The organism is Chitinophaga sp. (assembly GCF_035761305.1).
GTDB lineage: Bacteria > Bacteroidota > Bacteroidia > Chitinophagales > Chitinophagaceae > Chitinophaga.
This window is the reverse complement of record NZ_DASTRI010000228.1, coordinates 1-19,568: the sequence shown is the minus strand read 5'-3', so window position 1 is coordinate 19,568 and position 19,568 is coordinate 1. Positions and strand designations below refer to the sequence as shown.

Annotated in this window: 20 protein-coding genes; 14 read left to right on the top strand and 6 right to left on the bottom strand. The window is 48.6% G+C overall.

What is annotated here, in order from left to right:
* Positions 1-3: 3 nt before the first annotated feature.
* From VFS25_RS19415 to VFS25_RS19405, 3 genes are all read right to left on the bottom strand, one after another.
* Positions 4-504, bottom strand: coding sequence for a hypothetical protein (locus VFS25_RS19415; protein WP_326463837.1), 501 nt, complete (start codon positions 502-504; stop codon positions 4-6).
* A gap of 300 nt (positions 505-804) precedes the next feature.
* On the bottom strand, positions 805-3,453 hold the full coding sequence (locus VFS25_RS19410) for a valine--tRNA ligase (protein WP_326463836.1): 2,649 nt from the start codon (positions 3,451-3,453) through the stop codon (positions 805-807).
* 212 nt (positions 3,454-3,665) lie between these two features.
* Positions 3,666-4,685 carry a GntG family PLP-dependent aldolase gene (locus VFS25_RS19405; protein ID WP_326463835.1) on the bottom strand — a complete coding sequence of 340 codons (1,020 nt, stop codon included), beginning with the start codon at positions 4,683-4,685 and terminating at the stop codon, positions 3,666-3,668.
* A gap of 317 nt (positions 4,686-5,002) precedes the next feature.
* On the opposite strand from VFS25_RS19405, the gene VFS25_RS19400 reads away from it, so the two are divergent.
* The 9 genes from VFS25_RS19400 to VFS25_RS19360 all read left to right on the top strand — a co-directional run bounded on the left by VFS25_RS19400 (position 5,003) and on the right by VFS25_RS19360 (position 12,374).
* On the top strand, positions 5,003-5,860 hold the full coding sequence (locus tag VFS25_RS19400) for a sigma-70 family RNA polymerase sigma factor (protein WP_089914758.1): 858 nt from the start codon (positions 5,003-5,005) through the stop codon (positions 5,858-5,860).
* A gap of 122 nt (positions 5,861-5,982) precedes the next feature.
* The gene (locus tag VFS25_RS19395) at positions 5,983-6,855 is read left to right on the top strand and encodes a DUF4249 domain-containing protein (RefSeq protein WP_326463834.1); all 873 of its coding nucleotides are present in this window, start codon (positions 5,983-5,985) and stop codon (positions 6,853-6,855) included.
* A 24-nt stretch (positions 6,856-6,879) separates the two neighbouring features.
* Positions 6,880-7,851, top strand: a complete 972-nt coding sequence (gene trxB / locus VFS25_RS19390) for a thioredoxin-disulfide reductase (protein ID WP_326463833.1) — start codon at positions 6,880-6,882, stop codon at positions 7,849-7,851.
* Between the two features lie 51 nt (positions 7,852-7,902).
* A complete protein-coding gene (locus tag VFS25_RS19385) occupies positions 7,903-8,322 on the top strand; it encodes a dihydroneopterin aldolase (protein ID WP_326463832.1) in 420 nt (139 codons plus the stop codon).
* 251 nt (positions 8,323-8,573) lie between these two features.
* The gene (locus VFS25_RS19380; protein WP_326463831.1) at positions 8,574-9,332 is read left to right on the top strand and encodes a hypothetical protein; all 759 of its coding nucleotides are present in this window, start codon (positions 8,574-8,576) and stop codon (positions 9,330-9,332) included.
* A gap of 618 nt (positions 9,333-9,950) precedes the next feature.
* Positions 9,951-10,829 (top strand): DUF3822 family protein, encoded by an 879-nt coding sequence (locus VFS25_RS19375; RefSeq protein WP_326463830.1) that lies wholly within the window; start codon positions 9,951-9,953, stop codon positions 10,827-10,829.
* Positions 10,820-11,380, top strand: a complete 561-nt coding sequence (locus tag VFS25_RS19370) for an RsmD family RNA methyltransferase (RefSeq protein ID WP_326463829.1) — start codon at positions 10,820-10,822, stop codon at positions 11,378-11,380. Before VFS25_RS19375 ends, VFS25_RS19370 begins: the two co-directional genes overlap by 10 nt.
* Positions 11,381-11,429: 49 nt before the next feature.
* Positions 11,430-11,900 (top strand): pantetheine-phosphate adenylyltransferase, encoded by a 471-nt coding sequence (gene coaD / locus VFS25_RS19365; RefSeq protein ID WP_326463828.1) that lies wholly within the window; start codon positions 11,430-11,432, stop codon positions 11,898-11,900.
* A 27-nt stretch (positions 11,901-11,927) separates the two neighbouring features.
* Complete coding sequence (locus tag VFS25_RS19360) at positions 11,928-12,374, top strand: hotdog fold thioesterase (RefSeq protein WP_326463827.1); 447 nt, start codon at positions 11,928-11,930, stop codon at positions 12,372-12,374.
* Here VFS25_RS19360 and VFS25_RS19355 read toward each other — a convergent pair whose 3' ends face one another.
* Entirely contained in the window at positions 12,375-13,007 is a 633-nt protein-coding gene (locus VFS25_RS19355; protein WP_326463826.1) for an NUDIX hydrolase, read from the bottom strand.
* Positions 13,008-13,197: 190 nt separating this feature from the next.
* Here VFS25_RS19355 and pyrE point away from each other — a divergent pair, with 190 nt between their 5' ends.
* The 3 genes from pyrE to VFS25_RS19340 all read left to right on the top strand — a co-directional run bounded on the left by pyrE (position 13,198) and on the right by VFS25_RS19340 (position 14,965).
* Positions 13,198-13,833 carry an orotate phosphoribosyltransferase gene (gene pyrE, locus VFS25_RS19350; RefSeq protein WP_326463825.1) on the top strand — a complete coding sequence of 212 codons (636 nt, stop codon included), beginning with the start codon at positions 13,198-13,200 and terminating at the stop codon, positions 13,831-13,833.
* Positions 13,834-13,968: 135 nt separating this feature from the next.
* Positions 13,969-14,343 carry a heavy-metal-associated domain-containing protein gene (locus VFS25_RS19345; RefSeq protein ID WP_326463824.1) on the top strand — a complete coding sequence of 125 codons (375 nt, stop codon included), beginning with the start codon at positions 13,969-13,971 and terminating at the stop codon, positions 14,341-14,343.
* A gap of 64 nt (positions 14,344-14,407) precedes the next feature.
* Positions 14,408-14,965, top strand: coding sequence for a hypothetical protein (locus VFS25_RS19340; RefSeq protein WP_326463823.1), 558 nt, complete (start codon positions 14,408-14,410; stop codon positions 14,963-14,965).
* On the opposite strand, the gene VFS25_RS19335 is transcribed toward VFS25_RS19340, so the two are convergent.
* Entirely contained in the window at positions 14,962-15,438 is a 477-nt protein-coding gene (locus VFS25_RS19335; protein WP_326463822.1) for an LEA type 2 family protein, read from the bottom strand. The two genes, VFS25_RS19340 and VFS25_RS19335, sit on opposite strands and share 4 nt — an antisense overlap.
* Before the next feature lie 852 nt (positions 15,439-16,290).
* Between VFS25_RS19335 and VFS25_RS19330 the strand changes: the two genes are divergently transcribed.
* On the top strand, positions 16,291-16,947 hold the full coding sequence (locus tag VFS25_RS19330) for a WbqC family protein (protein ID WP_326463821.1): 657 nt from the start codon (positions 16,291-16,293) through the stop codon (positions 16,945-16,947).
* Positions 16,948-17,435: 488 nt separating this feature from the next.
* A complete protein-coding gene (locus VFS25_RS19325) occupies positions 17,436-18,833 on the top strand; it encodes an arginine decarboxylase (RefSeq protein WP_326463820.1) in 1,398 nt (465 codons plus the stop codon).
* Between the two features lie 71 nt (positions 18,834-18,904).
* Here VFS25_RS19325 and VFS25_RS19320 read toward each other — a convergent pair whose 3' ends face one another.
* Positions 18,905-19,381: a nuclear transport factor 2 family protein gene (locus VFS25_RS19320; RefSeq protein ID WP_326463819.1), complete on the bottom strand. Its 477-nt coding sequence runs from the start codon at positions 19,379-19,381 to the stop codon at positions 18,905-18,907.
* Positions 19,382-19,568: the final 187 nt, after the last annotated feature.

Genomic DNA, 19,568 nt, shown 5'->3' with positions numbered 1-19,568 from the left:
CCCTCATCTCACCACAATCTTCAGCTGTGGGGCCCTGTAATATTTTTCCTCTGAATACTTAATAACAATGTTGTCAAAGTAAAGCACTTCATCGCGCTGCAGCACTTCTTTCAGGTGTTTGGTCCACAGGGGCGGCAGCTTATCGGATTGGAACGTATCGCCGGTATATTCAGTATAAATGCCGGGCTGGCCGGTTGAATCATTTAAATAAGGCTCCTTTTTTTCATAGGTAAAGTCAAAAGATACTACCGGATAGGTATGGTTCTGCTGATCGCGCACCACCAGGGAAGAGTCCAGCAGCTTCAGCACCTCCGGGCGGGGCAGGGTATCGCTCAGGAAAACGCCCCAGGTGCTGCGGAACCGCAGGTTGGTTTTATGGGTAGCCGCGGTTTTACTGCCGGCTGTTTGCGCTGCCGGTGTTTTACCTTTGGCCGGTTTGGATTGCGCCTGCAGGGATAGTCCTGCTGCGCATAAAATACTGAAAATCAAAAAGGCTTTCTGCATAGTGTGATCAATGTAACAGTAGCATTAGTGCTCCGTGCTACAGAGCGCAGGCAGCGGAGAGCAATAGGCGCCGCTGCCTGCAGGCTGCTAACTTTTATAGAACGCCGGTAGTGTGTAAAAAGTATAAATGCACGGCAGCGTTAAAGGCGGTATATGGTGTTCGCTGTGAACAGCCGTAAGCAGGCCTTATAGCTGCTGCCGGTTTAAAACACCAGCTGCAGAAGGGCTGTTGTTCCGCTGTGCAGCTGGTATAACAACTTCAGGCTTTCTGTAATATTATGTACGCCTGGCACAGCGCCGTTACAACGCCTTCAGGCTTTCGGTAATAGCTTGTATTTTGGCTTCCGCATCTGCTTTCTTTTTCCGTTCAGCCGCCACTACCTCCGGCTTGGCATTCTGCACAAAGCGCTCGTTGCCCAGCTTCTTTTCAACCGACTCCAGGAACCCCTGCTGGTATTTCAGGTCAGCCTCCAGCTGCGCTTTTTGTGCGCCGGTGTCCAGGGTGCGTTCTGTTTCAATATAAAACTTGTCCTTTTGCACTACCAGGGTAATGCTGCCGGGCACCGCTGTTTTCGTATATGCAACGGCCTTGGCATTCACCTGTTTGGCCAGTATGCTTTCAATTTGTTTGAATGCATTTTCATGCTGTGTATCAATGTGCAGGGTAATAGGGTCTTTGGGCTTTACCTGGTGCTTGTTACGGGCATCGCGTATGCTGGTGATCACTTCCTTGGCCAGGGCGCCTTCTACCAGCGTGGCGTGGTGCGGCGCTGCAGGCGTGGCAAACTGTTTTATCATAAGGTCATCACCGGCGCTGCGCGTTTGCAGCTGCTGGTAAATTTCTTCCGTTACAAACGGCATAAAGGGATGCAGCAGCTGCATCAGCTGGTCAAAGAAGTGCTGTGTTTTGCGGAACACGGCAGCATCAACAGGCTGCTCAAAGCCGGGTTTTACCCACTCCAGGTACCAGCTGCAGAAATCGTCCCATACCAGGCTGTAAATGGTTTTCAGCGCTTCGCTCAGGCGGAAGTCTTTGAACAGCTCTGCCACCTGCATTTGCACTTCATTCAAACGGCTCTCAAACCATTTTACGGCAAAGTTGCTGTCGGCAGCGGCGGTATCGGCAGCAGCCTGTCTTTCTTCCCACATCTTTACCAGCTTCAGGGCATTCCATATTTTATTACAGAAGTTGCGGCCCTGTTCACAGCTGGCTTCATCGAACAGCAGGTCGTTACCCGCAGGGGAGGAGATCATGATGCCAAAGCGCACCGCATCGGCGCCAAAGCGGTGAATCAGCTCCAGCAGGTCCGGCGAGTTGCCCAGTGATTTACTCATCTTCCTTCCCAGCTTATCGCGCACCATGCCGGTAAAGTACACATCGCTGAAAGGCTTTTCGTGCTTGTATTCCAGGCCGGCCATGATCATACGCGCCACCCAGAAGAAAATAATATCCTGCCCCGTTACCAGCACCGCGGTCGGGTAGTAATAATTTATATCAGGATTGCCGGGTTTTGTAATGCCGTTAAAAACCTCAATAGGCCATAGCCATGATGAGAACCAGGTGTCCAGCACATCCTCATCCTGCCGCAGGTCCTCCAGCCGTAATTCGTAATTCGTAATTCGTAATTTCTCCAGCGCTTCTTCCGCAGTGGCGGCTACTTCAAAGCTGCCGTCAGGCGCGTAAAAGGCCGGTATGCGCTGGCCCCACCACAGCTGACGGGATATGCACCAGTCCTTCACATTCTCCATCCAGTACTTGTAAGTAGCCAGGAAACGGTCGCCGGGATGTATGCGTACGTCGCCGTTCACCACCGCATCCAGCGCGGGTTTGGCCAGCTCCGCCATTTTTACGAACCACTGGGTGCTGATGCGCGGCTCTACCACGGTATCGGGGTTGCGCTGACTGTAGCCCAGGCGGGTGGTATATTCCTGCTCTTTTACCAGCAGGCCCTGTTCCTGCAGGGCAGCCACGGTTTTTTTGCGGGCCGTAAAGCGGTCCTCACCAATGAACACGCCGGCGGCGGCGCTCAGGGTGCCGTCTTCATTCAGCGTATCTACAATCTCTAAATTATGTTTAAGGCCCAGGTTATAGTCGTTAATATCATGCGCCGGCGTTACCTTCAGCGCGCCGGTACCAAAGGCCGGGTCTACATATTCATCAAATATCACCGGCACCTTACGGTTTACCAGCGGCACTACGGCATAGCGGCCTTTCAGGTGGGCATAGCGTTCGTCGTTGGGGTTTACGCAAATAGCGGTATCGCCCATAATGGTTTCGGGGCGTTGCGTGGCAATGGTAATGTAGTCGCCGGTAGCGTTGTTCTCACTGTCTACAATGGCATAATTCACATAATACAGCTTGCCCTGAACGTCTTTATAGTCAACTTCCTCATCGCTCAGCGCAGTTTTGGCTTTAGGGTCCCAGTTGATCATGCGGGCGCCCCGGTATATCAGGCCTTTGCGGAACAGGTCTACAAACACTTTTATCACGGCCTCATAATAATGGTCGTCCATGGTAAAGGTTACGCGGTCCCAGTCGCAGGAGCAGCCCAGCTTTTTGATCTGCTGGTAAATAATGCCGCCGTATTTTTCCTTCCATTCAAAGGCATGTTGCAGGAACGCTTCGCGGGTAAGCTGCGATTTTTCAATGCCTTTTTCCCGTTTCAGCATATCTACCACCTTGGCTTCTGTGGCAATGGAGGCATGGTCGGAGCCGGGCACCCAGCAGGCGTTAAAACCGCTCATGCGGGCGCGCCGTACCAGTATGTCCTGTACGGTTTCGTTCAGGGTATGGCCCATGTGTAATACCCCGGTAACGTTGGGCGGCGGTATTACCACGGTAAAAGGAGGGCGGCCGTCTGGCTGGCTCCTGAAATATCCTTTATCCATCCAGTGCTGATACCATTTCTCTTCCGTAGCTGCCGGCAGGTAATTCTTTGATAGTTCCATGCAATTCAAAATATAAGTCTGCAAAAATAAAGGAGATTAGGCATAGATGGAAATAGCGGCACTATATTCCTGACTGCCGGTGTTCACAAAAAACAGGAGGCCGGGTCAATAGCAAGCCCGCGCCTGCCGCGGTGAAACTGCACCGAAACCCGGGGTAAAAGCGTTGTAAAAGGGTAGTAAAAGCGTTCGCCATCCCAGGTAAAAGCGTACAACTATGCCATTGCCGCTATTACCTCACAGGTTTTGGCTACCATTTCGGGTGTTACATCCAGGTGGGTGACCATCCTCACCTGGGTAGGGGAAACAGGCATTACTTTAATGCCTTCCCGTTTCAGGTGCGCTGTAAAAGAAACCGGGTTCCAGTCGCCGGTTATTTCAAATATCAGGATATTGGTTTCCACCGGCAGCATATGGCCGGTAAAGCCTTTTTCGAGCAGGGCGTTGGCAATTTGTTTGGCATGGGCATGGTCCTCTTCCAGCCGCTGCAGGTGGTTTTCCAGCGCATAAATACCGGTAGCCGCCATATAGCCGGCCTGGCGCAGGCCGCCGCCGAATTTTTTGCGGATGCGGCGGGCATTGCGTATAAAAGCTTCGCCACCCAGCAGCACGGAGCCCATGGGACAGCCCATACCTTTGTTCAGGCAAACGGAAATACTGTCAAACGTAGCGCCGTAGGCTTTAGGGTCCTGTTTGGTGGCTACCAGGGCGTTAAACAGCCGGGCGCCGTCCAGGTGCAGGGCCAGGTTATTTTCCTGGCATACGGTTTTGATCTTTACAATCTCTTCCCAGTCGTAGCAACAGCCGCCGCCCCGGTTCGACGTGTTTTCCAGGCATACCAGCGAAGTACGGGCTTTATGCACATCATCGGGGTTAATGGCCGCGGCCACCTCCGCCGCAGTGATCATGCCCCGGTCGCCCTGTATGGGATGTACCTGCGCCCCGGCATTAAAAGCAATGCCCCCGCCTTCATAAATGTAAACATGCGCCAGGTTGCTGCAAATCACTTCATCGCCCGGTTGGGTATGGGCCTTTATGGCCACCTGGTTGCTCATGGTGCCGGAAGGGCAGTAAAGGGCTGCCGCTTTGCCAAAAAAAGCTGCCATCATGGCTTCCAATCTGTTCACGCTTGGATCCTCTCCGAATACGTCATCTCCGCTTTCTGCCGCCATCATTGCCTGCAGCATGCCGGGCGTGGGGCGGGTAAAGGTATCGCTCCTGTAATCTATGGTCATTTTATTAAATAGTTTGCAATGGAATTAAGTATAAATTAGTTAAGATTTTAATTTAAAGACAGTTTATTATCAGTTGTTAAAAATTATGTAAACTGGCAAAATTCCCCACTAAAGCGCTATAAAAATCCGTTATAATAAAGTATTTTGTTAAAGGCTAAGTAACGCCTGGAAGGAATTTGGTGAAGTGGAGCATTAGCACGATCTTTGCAGGCTATTTCAGCGAAATGGGAAATTTTGTAAGATATAAAAAATCTCATTTGCAACAAAATTATTACTGAAGCTGTTATTAATATTTAGTAAACCAATTCACTTTTAATATGAGGCAACTTAAAATTGCCACCCAGATCACCAACCGTGATTCGCAGGCGGTAGAAAAATACCTGCAGGAAATTTCAAAGATACCTTTGTTAACACCTGAGGAAGAGACCGTTTTGGCACAACGTATTAAAATGGGTGACCAAAAGGCTCTTGAAAGACTTACAACAGGAAACTTACGTTTTGTGGTTTCTGTAGCAAAGCAATATCAGCACCAGGGGCTTAGCCTCAGTGACCTTATCAATGAAGGCAATTTAGGCTTGATCAAAGCGGCGCAAAGATTCGATGAAACAAAAGGTTTTAAATTCATCTCATACGCAGTATGGTGGATCCGCCAGTCCATTTTACAGGCGTTGGCAGAGCAGGGCAGATTAGTACGCCTGCCGCAAAACAAAATTGGCACTTACAATAAAGCTAATAAGGCTTACATGGCATTTGAACAGGAAAACGAAAGGGAACCCTCTACAGAGGAACTGGCGGAAATCCTGGAAATGTCCGAATCGGAGATTAACAACATTTTTCAAAGCAATACACGCCATATGTCATTGGATGCACCGGTACATGAAGCGGAAGATGTGGCTATGGGCGACTTGCTGGAAGGTGGAGATATTACCGATGATGATGTAATGCGTGACTCGCTGCGCGAAGAAATTCGCCGGGTATTAAAATCCTTGAGCCCGCGGGAAGCAGAAATCGTGAACGCTTATTTTGGTCTGGATGGTGAAAACGGAGCAACAATTGAACAGATCGGACAGAAGTATGATCTTACAAAAGAAAGGATCCGCCAAATCAAGGAACGCGCCATTAAACGGCTGCAGAAAGCCCGTTACAGTGGCTCACTGAAATCCTATTTAGGATAATACGATCAATGATTACAGGCTAATACCCCGTGATCTGATCTGAACTATAAGCACCGGCTGTATATCTTGTGTACAGCCGGTGTTTTTTTATTAGCCCGCGTAACCGTATTTTTGTAAGCTATATGCGTATTCAAACTTTGTTCCTGGTTTGCTGCTGCGCATTTGCCGCCTGTGAAAAAGATGTAACCGTGAACCTTCCGCAGGGTGAGGCGCAAATGGTGATAGAAGGAACAATAGCCACCGGTAAGTATCCTGAAGTGATACTAACGCGCAGCTTCAGCTATTTTAGCCATATCTCAGTTGATCAGCTCAAAGCAGCCTTTGTGCATAATGCTGTTATTACCATATCAGATGGTAGTAACACCATGCAGCTCAAAGAGTTTTATAAAGACACTACCAACCAGGTGAAATGGTATTACTATACCGCAGACACCACACAGGCAGGCGCCTTCAGGGGAACAAGAGGTAACAGCTACACCCTTCGTATAGCCGTGGATGGTAAAACTTACCAGGCCGCCACCACCATTCCCGCCACAGGCATGGTCATTGACTCGCTCTGGTCCACCGGCACCAGCCAGGGAGCCAACCTTGCAAAGCTGATGGCCAGGATCTCAGATCCGCCGCAAACCGGCAACTACGCACGGTATAAAACTGCGCGCAACGGAGGCATTTTCCGGCCGGGTATTAACTCAACCATAGACGACCAGATCGTGAACGGCACCCGGTTTAATTTTATGCTGGAGGCAGGGCACGACAGGACCCAGGAGATCAATTACGATACCTATGGTTATTTTAACAGGGGAGATAGTGTACGCATTGAGTTCAGCATTATTGACAAAGCCACTTTTGACTTCTGGCGTTCACTGGATTATGCCTATGTAAGCAATGGCAACATTTTCACCTCCCCCATACAGGTAAGAGGTAATATAAAAGGAGCGCTGGGCTATTGGGGTGGGTACGCAACCACCTACCGTAGCGCTAAAATCAGGAATTAGATTTTTTATAGATCAGTATTTAGTATGGAACACACACAACAGGAACATGTACATGTTTTGATCATAGGATCCGGCCCGGCCGGCTATACCGCTGCTATTTATACGGCACGCGCCAATCTTAAGCCAGTACTGTACCAGGGTATACAGCCCGGCGGCCAGCTAACCATTACTACAGAAGTAGAAAACTACCCCGGCTATCCCGAAGGGATCCAGGGGCCTGAAATGATGGTGGATTTTGAAAAGCAGGCCGCCCGCATGGGCGCCGACATCCGCTATGGTATGGCAACTTCCGTTGATTTCTCCGTTCGTCCGTATAGAGTGGTGATAGAAGAGGAAAAGGTAATCACCGCCGATGCCGTGATTATTGCCACCGGCGCCTCCGCCAAATGGCTGGGGCTCCCATCGGAACAGCGCCTGAACGGCAGCGGCGTTAGCGCCTGCGCCGTATGCGACGGTTTCTTTTTCCGCGGTAAGGAAGTAGCCATTGTAGGCGCCGGCGATACCGCAGCAGAAGAAGCCCTGTATCTTTCCAAAATGTGCTCTACTGTGCATATGATTGTGCGCCGCCATGAAATGCGCGCTTCCAAGATTATGCAGGACCGGGTTATGAAGGCCTCCAATATTATTGTGTACTGGAACAGTGAAACAAAAGAGGTACTGGGAGAAAACAAGGTAGAAGCTGTAAAGCTGGTTAACAATCAAACGAACGAAGAAACCATCATACCTGTAAGCGCATTCTTTGTAGCCATTGGCCACCAGCCTAACTCCGGTATTTTCCAGGGCTTCCTGGATATGGATGAGCAGGGGTATATTAAAACCATACCCGGCACCTCCTGCACCAACCTGGAAGGCGTGTTTGCCTGTGGCGACGTACAGGATAAAATTTATCGCCAGGCGGTAACAGCCGCCGGCAGCGGTTGCATGGCCGCACTGGATGCCGAAAGGTATTTATCCGCGCTGGAACACAGCCAGGCCGTTGCGCACAGCGCTAATTAAAAGCATTGTTTGCGCTTCGGGCAGGAGCGGTAATTTCGTATATACATTCATGTGCAACGAATAAACAGGCAGGTGCATAACACCTTCCTGTTTGGCCTTTGCGCATTTGCCCGTTTACTCATGTTAACAATTGCCCTGGAACAACTGAAATTCCGCGCTTTTCATGGTTATTACCCTGAAGAGCGGATTATTGGCAACGATTTTGTCCTGGATGTTTACGTTACCATTGCAGATACCATTCCGGTAGATGGATTGTCGGACACGGTTAACTACCAGGATATATTTACCATCGTAAAAGCTGTAATGGCGGTTCCACAGCCGCTGCTGGAGCAGGTAGTAGCCGGTATCAGCCATACCATAAAGGAAAGGTACCCCCGGGTTAAAAAAACCGTTGTTACCCTCCGCAAAATGAACCCGCCCATGGGTGCGGAGATACGGAACTCCATGGTATCACTTGAAAAAGCGTACTAACGGTTAATTGGCTGTGGGCGCCTGGTATATAGCGCTTACCCGGGCGTCCTGGAACAGGTGCGGGGAATGTGCGTGGTTACGGCTTTCACTTGTATTGAAGGTGTTAAGATTAGCAATGCACACAGCCGGCTGCCGGGTTTTTCGGCTTTAGCGCCGGTATTACGCTTTTGGGTTTTGAGCTTTTTGCTTTCGGCTTTCAGCTTTTTTAAATATTATTATTATTTTTATATAAATAAAAACTAACCCATCCTATGGCACAAAAATTTTTAGTCGCCGCCTTACTACTGCTGTTCAGCGCCGGCGCCCTATACGCCCAGAGCGTGGATGAATTACTGGAACAGGCCAAAACGCTGGAAAAGCAAATGAAGGAGGCGGATGCCCTGGCCAAATACAAAGAGGTGCTGAAAGCGCAGCCACAACAGGTTGCCGCGCTTATAGGCGCCAGCGAGCTAAGCTCGCGGGAAGGTAACCGTCAAAAAGAAAAGGAAGATAAAGCCCGCTATTTTAATGAAGCCAGGGAATACGCCGTGGAAGCTTTGAAAATAGCCCCCAATAATGCGGATGCTAACTACGCCATGTCTGTGGCCCTGGGCCGGCTGGCCCTTATTTCCGGCGCCAAGGAAAAGGTGGCCGCCTCCCGTGATGTAAAAAAGTACGCCGAACTGGCCATCAAGTTCAATCCCAATTTTGGCCAGGCCTATCATGTGCTGGGTAAATGGAACTATGAAGTGGCTAACCTCAGCTTCCTGGAAAGGAATGCGGCCAAAGCATTGTTTGGCGGCCTGCCGGATGGGTCCATGGAGCAGGCCATTGCCAATTATGAAAAATGCCGCAAGCTGGCCCCCGGGTTTATCCTCAACTACTATGAGCTGGCCCGCGCTTATAATAAAACAGATCAGCAAACCCTGGCCATGGATGTACTGCGTAAGGCCATAACACTGCGCCCTGTTACCCAGGACGATCCGGGTATAAAGGCCGAGTGTAAAAAAATGCTGGAGGAAATGCAGTAGGAAGGGGGAATGCCAAACGCAGAAAGCTTAACACGGCATGCTAAACGCTGAAAGCTGGATGCAAGATATTGATTTTTAGCTATTAATGTTAATCGCAATGTGCAACTGACCGTTGCTCCAGGGGTGCGCGCTCCTGGTTTCACAGTTTCACTCCCCATTCAGGCCGGTTTAAAGCCTTTTGCCTTACTATTCAGTATACAACCCTTCTGTGCTTCGCTTCAAGCATTCTGTTCCTATCCTTCTGCTTTTCGCTCTCCGGCATTTTCCTTCAGCACACGCTGCGCTTAATATTCAGCCATCACCTTTCACATCAGCTTCATCCTTTGGCCCTCGGGCATGCTCCTTCAGCATACGCTGCGCTTAACATTCAGCCATCACCTTTCACATCAGCCTTCATCCTTTGGCCCTCCGGCATGCTCCTTCAGCACACGCTGCGCTAATATTCAGCCATCACCTTTCACACAGCCTTCATCCTTTGGCTTCCGGCATTCTCCTTCAAACATTCCGTTCTTACCCTTCAGCCTTCAGCTTTTAGCTTTCCGCTTTCCGCTTTCTGCCTTCCGCTTTTTGCTTTCAGCGTTTTTAGCCTTAAATTGCCCCTTCATTCACAAGTACAATATGTCCGTAACTTACAATATGCAGCCGGCTTTTGCAGTAGATGACGCTTCTTTGCTGGAAACGGACCTTACCACCTGTCACCTGCTGGTGCTGGTAGGCCAGGGCACTTTCAGCTATGTTGTTTTTGAGCCTGCAGGGGGAAAGTTCCTGGCGCTGAAATCCTACCATTTTCAACCGCAAAAGCTGGCCGTGGCCGACCTGGAAATGATTGAACGGGTATTTGATGCAGATAAGCTGCTGTTTACCGCGTTCAGGTCTGTGCTGCTGGCCTTTGATGCTGCTGTAAGCACCCTGGTGCCGGAAAGCCAGTACAGCTCACAGCTTAAAAAAGACTACCTGCACATGGCGTACCCCGAAAAGCTGCAGGAAGCCGTGCTGGCCGATATTTTACCGCCGCCTATGTCGCTCGTGAACGTATATGCCGTGGATAAGGACCTGCTGGGCTTTTTACGGAAGGAGTTCTCTACCGACCGTATGGTACATGCACATTCCGCATTGTTACAGGCTTACCCCTACGATTTTGATTTTCGTGCAGCCGATGGTGTTGCCTACATTATGGCGCAGCGCAACCGGTTTACCATAACCATATATGCCGGCGGCAAGTTGCTGAACCAGCAGGAGCAACCCTACCAAACCGGGCTGGATATAGTGTACCACCTGGTAAATACACTGCGCATCCTGGGACTGGATGAGCAAAAAGTAAAAGTAAAGCTGGGCGGCCCTATAGCAAAAGATACGGATGTTTACGGGGAGCTGCACAAGTTTATGCCGCATGTAGAGTGGGTACAGCGCCTGTCGGATTTCCAGTATATCAGCAAAATGCAGGAATTGCCTGCCCATTATTTCCATCACCTGTATGCTTTAGCCCTATGCGTATAATAGGAGGGGCATATGGAGGAAGAAGGTTTCAGCCGCCGGCCCATATGCCGCATACCCGGCCCACTACAGATATTGCCAAAGGGGGCCTGTTCAATATTATAGAGAATAACCTGGATATTGCCTCCCTGAAAACACTCGACATTTTTGGCGGTACCGGCAGCATCAGCTACGAGCTGGCCTCCCGTGGCGCCACCGACCTTACCATTGTGGAAAAAGACCCGGAGATGGCTGCTTTCATTGAAAAAACAACACGTGCGCTGGGTATACATACCCTGAAAATGTTCCGCATGGATGTGTTTAAATTCCTGGAGCAGTGTACCGATAAATTCGACTTTATTTTTGCCGGCCCGCCTTACGCCCTTACCACCATAGACCAGCTGCCCCTGACCGTGTTTGAACGGCAGCTGCTAAACCCGGAAGGCTGGCTGGTGCTGGAGCATACGCCGCGTAACAACTATAAGCACTATAATTATTACCGTACCGAACGTAACTACGGCACCACCATATTTTCTATTTTTATTAACCGGGAGGAACTGCGGCAGCATTCCTGAGCCGGAATAAGGCCGCCGCCGGCAACTATTTAACCATTAAATTGTTTCAATGCGTATATGCGTATTTCCAGGCACCTTTGATCCCATTACCCTGGGTCATAAAGATGTAATAGACCGTGCCCTGGACCTTTTTGATGAGCTGATCATAGCCATAGGCGTAAATTCCAGCAAGGTACCCATGTATGAGCTGGAACAGCGGCTGCAGTGGATTAAAGATATATACAAGAATGAACCGAAAATCAAAGCAGCCTCCTACAAAGGGCTTACGGTAGATTTCTGCAAACAGGTAAATGCACGGTACATACTAAGGGGCATCCGCTATGTAAGTGATTTTGAATATGAAAAGGCTATTGCAGATGTGAACCGGGCCATGGACAACCGGATAGAAACCATCTTCCTTACCTGTACGCCGGAATTCACCAGCATAGCGTCTACCCTGGTGCGCGACATTATCCGCAACGGCGGCGATGCTTCCCAGTTTTTACCGGAAGCTGTGCTGCACACTATAAAGCAGCGGTAATTAATAATGAACAATTAAAAATTAATAATGAAACCCATCTGGCACTCGCTCAACATCTCACTGGACCAGCTAAATGAATGGGCCGAAAATACTATGGGTACTTACCTGGGCATGGAGTTCACGGAAATAGGACCGGATTACCTGCGGATGATGATGCCGGTAGACCACCGTACCGTGCAACCTTACGGGCTGCTGCATGGCGGCGCTTCCGCAGCCCTGGCGGAAACCGTGGGGAGCGTAGCTTCGGGCCTGGTAATAGACGCTGAAAAGCAGATATGCGTAGGGCTGGAGATCAACGCCAACCATATAAAAGGGGTAAGGGAAGGATATGTGCACGCCATTGCACGACCCCTGCACCTGGGTTCCACCACGCATGTATGGGACATCCGCATTACCGACGATCAGCATAAGCTGGTATGCATCAGCCGCTTAACAGTGGCCATACTGCCCAAGCGGGACATACCGGGTAAATAGTTAAAGGCCGGTGTTATAGCCTGCCTTCTCAAACACATCCACTATATTCTGGTAAGAAAACTTCATGTACTTGCCCAGGTTTTCGGGCCGGATCCATTGAATGTCCATAATATCCTCTTCTATCTGCGGCACCGTTAGCTCTGTACCTGTAAAAAGCATTTTGTACCAGTAGGTGTGCTTCAGCACTTTTTTCTCTTTCAGTGGGTAATAATGAAAGGTTTCCGTAAGCTTACGCTCCAGTGTAATGTGCTGCAGGCCGGTTTCTTCCTGTACTTCCCGTACGGCGCAGGCTTCCAGGCTTTCTCCGTCATCCTGTTTGCCTTTGGGCAGGTCCCACTTGCCGCGCCGGAACATCAGCAGTATTTCACCTGCGGGGTTGGTGATCAGTCCGCCCGCCGCCACAAATACGCTGAAGTGGCTTTTAATGGCTTCCAGTAATTTTTGCGTATCTGACTGCACAAAAACAGCTGCTGCTATTTCCCCTTTTTCCAGCGCCTGCAGCGTTTGGGTAATGGCTGTTGCATCCGGTTTGGGGCAAACCGGGGCATCGCGGTACCTGGCCGGTATGTCTTTTTGGGTGGCGGATAAGATAAGAGGTCTTTCGTTGAGATATATAGTAAAGGTTTGTTCCATAGCGCAAAAATAGCTATCTGTGAACAAAGTGCGTAGGGCTTGCCAACGAATGCGTAGCGCTTGTTTTAAATTCCGTAGGATCCGCGATGCCGTAGCTGCGTATAAAATACATCCCGGTTGCGTAGATATACAGTAGCGCGGATAATATTTTTCAATAAAACTTACCCTCGATCCCCTAATTTTGCGGCCTATGAGTAACATCAGTGAAAAACAAGTAGCGGAAAAGCTGCTGCAGGTGCAGGCGGTAAAGCTGCGCCCCGCCGAACCCTTTACCTGGGCTTCCGGCTGGAAATCGCCTATTTACTGCGATAACCGCAGGCTGTTATCCTACCCTTACGTACGCGACTATATTAAATCCGAGCTTTCCAACCTGGTATTCAGCGAGTTCCCGGAAGCAGCCGTAATAGCCGGCGTTGCCACCGCCGGCATACCGCACGGCGCCCTGGTTGCCGACCAGCTGAAGCTGCCCTTTATTTATGTACGCTCCAAACCCAAGGAGCATGGTATGGGCAACCAGATAGAAGGGGTGCTGCAGGAAGGCCAGCCCGTAGTGGTGGTGGAAGACCTGATCTCCACCGGTAAAAGCAGCCTCGAAGCAGTGCAGGCCATCCGGCAGGCCGGCGGGGAGGTAATTGGCATGGTATCTATCTTTAACTATGGCTTTGATGTGGCCGTGCAGGCCTTTGCCGCAGCAGGGGTGCCCTTTCGCTCACTAAGTAACTATAGCGCGCTCATAGAGCTGGCAGTGGAAAAGGGAACCGTATCTGCCGGAGAGCAGGCCGCCCTGCAGTCGTGGCGCAGCGCCCCGGACCAATGGGGCAAATAATGATGTGCGGATATGCAAATGTGCAGGTGTGCAAATGACCTGCACGATCTGGAAATAATGCTAATCCATCTGCACATTTGCATATCTGCACATCTGCACATTTATCATTATCTTCGGGTATCAAAATAATTGTATATGCGTATTATTAAGCTCGTAATGGTAATGCTGCTGGCTGTTGCAGGTACTACCATGGCACAGTCTAAAAAAGGCACGCTTGTAACAGCAAAAATCAGCACACCCACTGTTCAATGTAATCAGTGTAAGCAACGGATTGAAAAATATATGCTGCGTGAGGATGGAATTGCCTCTACCAAAGTAGACTACAAAAAGCATATTACTACAGTAAAATTCTACAGTGACCGTACTAATATCGAGAATGTGAAGACGGCCATTGCCAATGCGGGGTATGATGCAGATGATGTAACCGCCAACCCGGAATCTTACTCAAGGCTGCCAACCTGCTGCAAAAAGCCGGAAGACGGTGGCGGGCACCCGGATAAAAAACACTAATACGCCTGTAACTGTAATTAACATAGCTCCCGTTCCGGCCGTCCGGAGCGGGACTTTTTTTTAGATGTCACCCGCCGGATTACATAACATTCAGTTTAACGCCCTCAAGCATCACCTGGGGGCCATTGCTCATTTTATTGCCACCTGCCCGGTGGCGGAACTGCCGCAACAGCTGAAAATACTGGGCGGCTCACAAATGGACCTGTACCTGGGCCACCTGCAGGTAAACGATATTGGTGCGGCTACCGTGGCGGCCTTGCAGGCAGCGGGCATTGCCAGCCAGGTGGCGTATGCGCATTGGCTGCTGCAGCACCATGGTTACCGGGAAATTATATTGCCCGACCAGTCGGTTTGGATATTAAGAATGGGGCAGGAGGAAACCGGTAAATACATACATATACACCCCGGCCGTTACTCCCCGCATACGGTACGGGTAAAGGCTACGGTGTTAAAAACCGCTATTGCGTTAGCCTGTTATCGTAAAAATGAACTGGTAAAAGCCGTAGACCTGGTTACCCTGAACCAGGTGCGCGCCGCGGTAATAAACCTGCCGCCTGTAAAAAACCTGGCCGAATGCCGGCACATTTTAGCCATCATGGGGCAGGTAATGGCGTGCTTTTAAAAGAACTTCAGCGGCTGCCGGGTTTCACATTTAATAGGGAAGGGAAAATATAACCCGCCTTTGCCGACCTTACAGTTGCCGGTAGCTTTAATAGTAACCTCTTTATTGGCAAAAGCGCTCCAGGCGTTTTTAAATACATTGGCCATGCTTACCTCCAGCTTTACGGGAAAGTAAAAAGTGTCTTTAGCCGGTATGCGGATCACGGTATCTTGTGTGGAATGGCCTACCTGCGTATCGTCAAAGAACAGGTCAAAATCGGCGTCTTTCAGCTGCAGGTTAAAGTTATTGGGATTATAATAGGCGAGCGTCATGCGTACAATGCTGGTGCTCATACCCAACTCATCCAGGCTTACGCCGGCCACCCGCACAAACTCCAGGTCTTTCATTTTTTCACAGGAGCTGGCCATGCCCCAGGTAAGGAGCACTAAAATACTTAAACGGATGATGCGGGTAAAACGGGCTTTTTGTTGCATAAGGAACAAATTTAGCGAAATCCCTTTTTCCCGGTGGGCCTGGCAGATAAATTCACAAAATCTAAACAATTGTAAAATGGCCAGCTGAATGGAGGTAAACCTGGATGGTCAATTTTTCCATACAACCTGCCCGGCATTATTATTTTGTTGTGATCTATTAAAGATTTTCCGGGGATATAACGGCTCTGCTGTATACATATTTTTCCAGCCTTCACTTACCATCTTAATCGCCGCATTACTCAATTGCTATTTACTTTATCACCAGCTACGTTCTCACTAGCCGCTTGTAGTTCATGTTTGCCGGTTGCAGTTCCCGGATTATCAAGCTTAGCCGTTGAAGGTATGATCTGTTATCGTTCTTTCAACCAGCCTAAAGTAAACATTCCGCACTTAGCCATCGCACTAATATCCCACAAGCTGGTTTCCGAACAGCCGGCTCACCATCTCCGGCATGCCCCTGTTATCCTTTTTTCAACCAGCCTATTGCACCGTCCCGCTCGTCAATTAACCAGCCTCAGCCATTATATCAACCAGCTAACTCAGCTTTATTGCTACGCTTATAAACGCCGCCCTGAACAGGGTAGTGCTTCCTCCTTCACCTGCCGGCTTCACATTTTACTTAACATAAAAAACCGTTGAAAATGAACGAAAAACGTACTAATAACTTTAGTATTTTTGCATCGAACTGAAATTTTACTTTAAACACTAAATTGCTAAAATAAATAGCATATTTTTTATTTTTCTATGACCTGTTTTCCAGTTAATTGAGATTAATTATTAAGTAGAGAATGATAATTAATTCATCACCTGGTTGCATAGGTTTTCAGACAGCAGACCATCAATTTTGACATTATGACAGCGGCACAAAAAAATAGTACTTTACTGATTGAATTACAATATTTTCCACCAATTTCTTATTATAAAGCTTTAATTGAACACACTATATTACAGATAGAGCGATATGAACACTACCAAAAGCTCAGTTATCGCAACCGTTGTTACATTGCCGGGCCTAATGGCCCCATTCTTTTAAGCGTGCCTTTAGCCAAAGGAAAGAACCAGCGAACCATTATGAAGGATGTAAGGATCAGTAATGAGGAAAGGTGGCAGGCCCTGCATTGGAAAACTTTGGTATCTGCTTACCGCCGCTCCCCCTGGTTTGAATATTATGAAGAAGACCTGCAGGGGTTGTTTGAGCAGCCTTACCAGTTCCTGGTCGACTGGAACCTGGCCTGCTTTGAATGGGTAAACCGGGCGCTGGGATATAGCTGTGTTCCAACCTTTACCGACCGTTTTGAAAAGCAGTACGATCCGGCCACGGGTATTACCGATGCCCGGGACCAGCTCAAACCCGGGGAGCGGGAGCTGCAGTACCCCAATGCGCCTGTGTACACCCAGGTGTTCCAGGACCGGACAGGTTTCCTCCCCAACCTCAGCATACTGGACCTGTTGTTTTGCGAAGGCAAGCATAGCCTGGCCCTGCTGGGCGAAACCGGCCGGGCAGAGTAATGGACGCTTATTGGGAGTTGCTGGCGCCACATCTATATAATATTTGACCAGGCTGCTGGGAGGAGGGCTCCTTTACTAAGAGAGAGATAATTACACGGTCAATCGAATAATTATAAAATATAATTCATTGTAAAGCAATATATTAAATCAATTGCCGGGAAACGAAGATGCTAACTTGCTATTTTTCAATATAAGTGTTTAATATTCAGCCTATTGATAATATTTATTTTTGAAGATAAGCTTACCCTTTCGCCAGGCTCCCGACCTTACCAACCTGCCTAAAGAATTGATTGGTAATTATTTACTTTAATATGACGCTTTCCTTTGAAAAGCCCCAAATTTTTTACTTTCGCAATAGAACAAAATATTTAGCTTTGCAACCAATTTTGCTGGGTTTCGAACTGACGTAGGTGTGTAAACCAGGAGTTTCTCCAGCTAAACCTGAGTTTAAATTTTATTGCTAACCTAAAATTCATTCGCAGATTTAGATGAACAACACCTACACAGATCTTGTGAATCAAACCTTTGAATTTCCACAGGAAGGATTTGAGGTGAACGAAAACTATCTCGAATTTAATGGTTTGAATATCAAGGCGTTGATCGATAAATACGGCACACCGTTCAAGCTTACCTTTCTGCCTAAGATCGGTATGCAGATCAACAAGGCAAAAAAGATGTTCCAGGATGCCATTAAAAAGAACCGGTACGACGGGAACTACTATTATTGCTACTGCACCAAAAGCTCGCATTTCTCCTTTATTATGGAGGAAACCCTGAAGCATGGTGTGCACATTGAAACTTCCTTTGCCTACGATATTGATATTATCAATAAATTGTACGAACGGAAGAAGATCAATAAAGAAACCTTCATAATTTGCAACGGTTATAAAACCAAAGCATATACCCGGGCCATCTCCCGCCTCGTAAACAGCGGTTTCAAAAATGTGATACCTGTGCTGGATAACAAAGAGGAACTGGAGGAATACCAGAAGCATATGCGCACCAAAGAACCGGTAAAGCTGGGGTTGCGCATAGCAGCGGAGGAAGAGCCCACCTTTGATTTTTATACCTCCCGTTTGGGCATACGCTCCCGTGATATACTGGAGTTTTATGTGGATAAGCTGAAGGGGAATGAGAAGTTTGAGCTGAAAATGCTGCACTTCTTCATGAACAAGGGTATTAAGGATGATATTTATTACTGGAGCCAGTTTAACCGGGTGCTGAACCTGTATTGCCAGTTAAAGAAGATTTGCCCGGAGCTGGATAGTATTAATATAGGAGGGGGCTTCCCCATCAAACATTCGCTGGGTTTTGATTACGATTATAATTACATTGTGAACGAGATCGTAGCCACCATCAAGAATGTTTGTAAAAAGAACAAGGTGCCCGTACCGGACATCTACACAGAATTTGGTTCTTTTACAGTAGGCGAAAGCGGAGCGGTAATATACAGTGTGGTGGGAGAGAAGATGCAGAACGACCGTGAGAACTGGTATATGATAGACAGCTCTTTCATTACCACCCTGCCAGATACCTGGGGCATCGGGGAAAAATTCCTGATGCTGCCCATTAACAAATGGGACCAGGAGTACCAGGAGGTGCACCTGGGAGGGCTCACCTGCGATGGGTATGACTTTTACACATCAGAAGAGCATGTGAATGCAGTATTCCTGCCCAAGCTTAGTAACGGAGAGCCTTTGTATATTGGCTTCTTCCATACCGGCGCCTACCAGGACCAGCTAAGCGGCTATGGCGGTATTAAACACTGCCTGATCCCTTCACCGAAACATGTTATTGTAGGATATGACAAAAACGGGCAGCTTAAAGATTGGCTGTATGCCAAAGAGCAAAGTGCCCAGAGTATGTTAAAGATTTTGGGTTATTAAAAAAATGGGTTAGTAATCCACTGAAAACCTCTCGACTCTTCGAGAGGTTTATTTTTTATATACCCCCTGCACTACTCGCATGCTTTCCGCCTGGTATCAACCAGGTATACGATCTTCCACTTTCCTTCCAGCAGCACCAGCTGAAAAGAGTTTACCCCGCAGTGGCTGAACTGTTGTCCCAGGTAAAACCGGTAGGGCGTCCATACAGATGCCAGGGGGCCGTCAATAGCTATGTGCCCGTAAGTGATCTGCTCATCCCACACGTCCGTGTGAGGCCTTCCTACTGCCTCAAGGAAACGCTGCAGTGCCTCTGTTCTCACCTGGGGTGTTTGGCCCGGCAGGGTAGCAATGGTTTGCAAAACAGCACCCGGAGCAAAAACATCCTTTACCATGGTGCTGTCGCCTTTACGCATCCCTTCAAACAGCTGCCCAATAACGGTTTTCACCGCCTCTTCCCCGCTGTTCTGCTGCAGTGCTGCATTCGCGCTGCCATATGGATGCCCCGCCATTAAAATTATCAGGATGCGGCATACGTTGAGTAACATCATATTAGTATAAATGATTAGTGAAAGGAATGTTAAAAATTACAACTTTTTGGTATTACCGGGGTAACCGGGGTTCCCTACCTTTGTTATCTCTAGTTAAATAACCGGGTCTTATTTTTCCCTAATGCCTGTGAATCGGCTATTTTCCTTATACCGCGTGAAGTTTACTATTGCCCTTGCCTGTGGAATG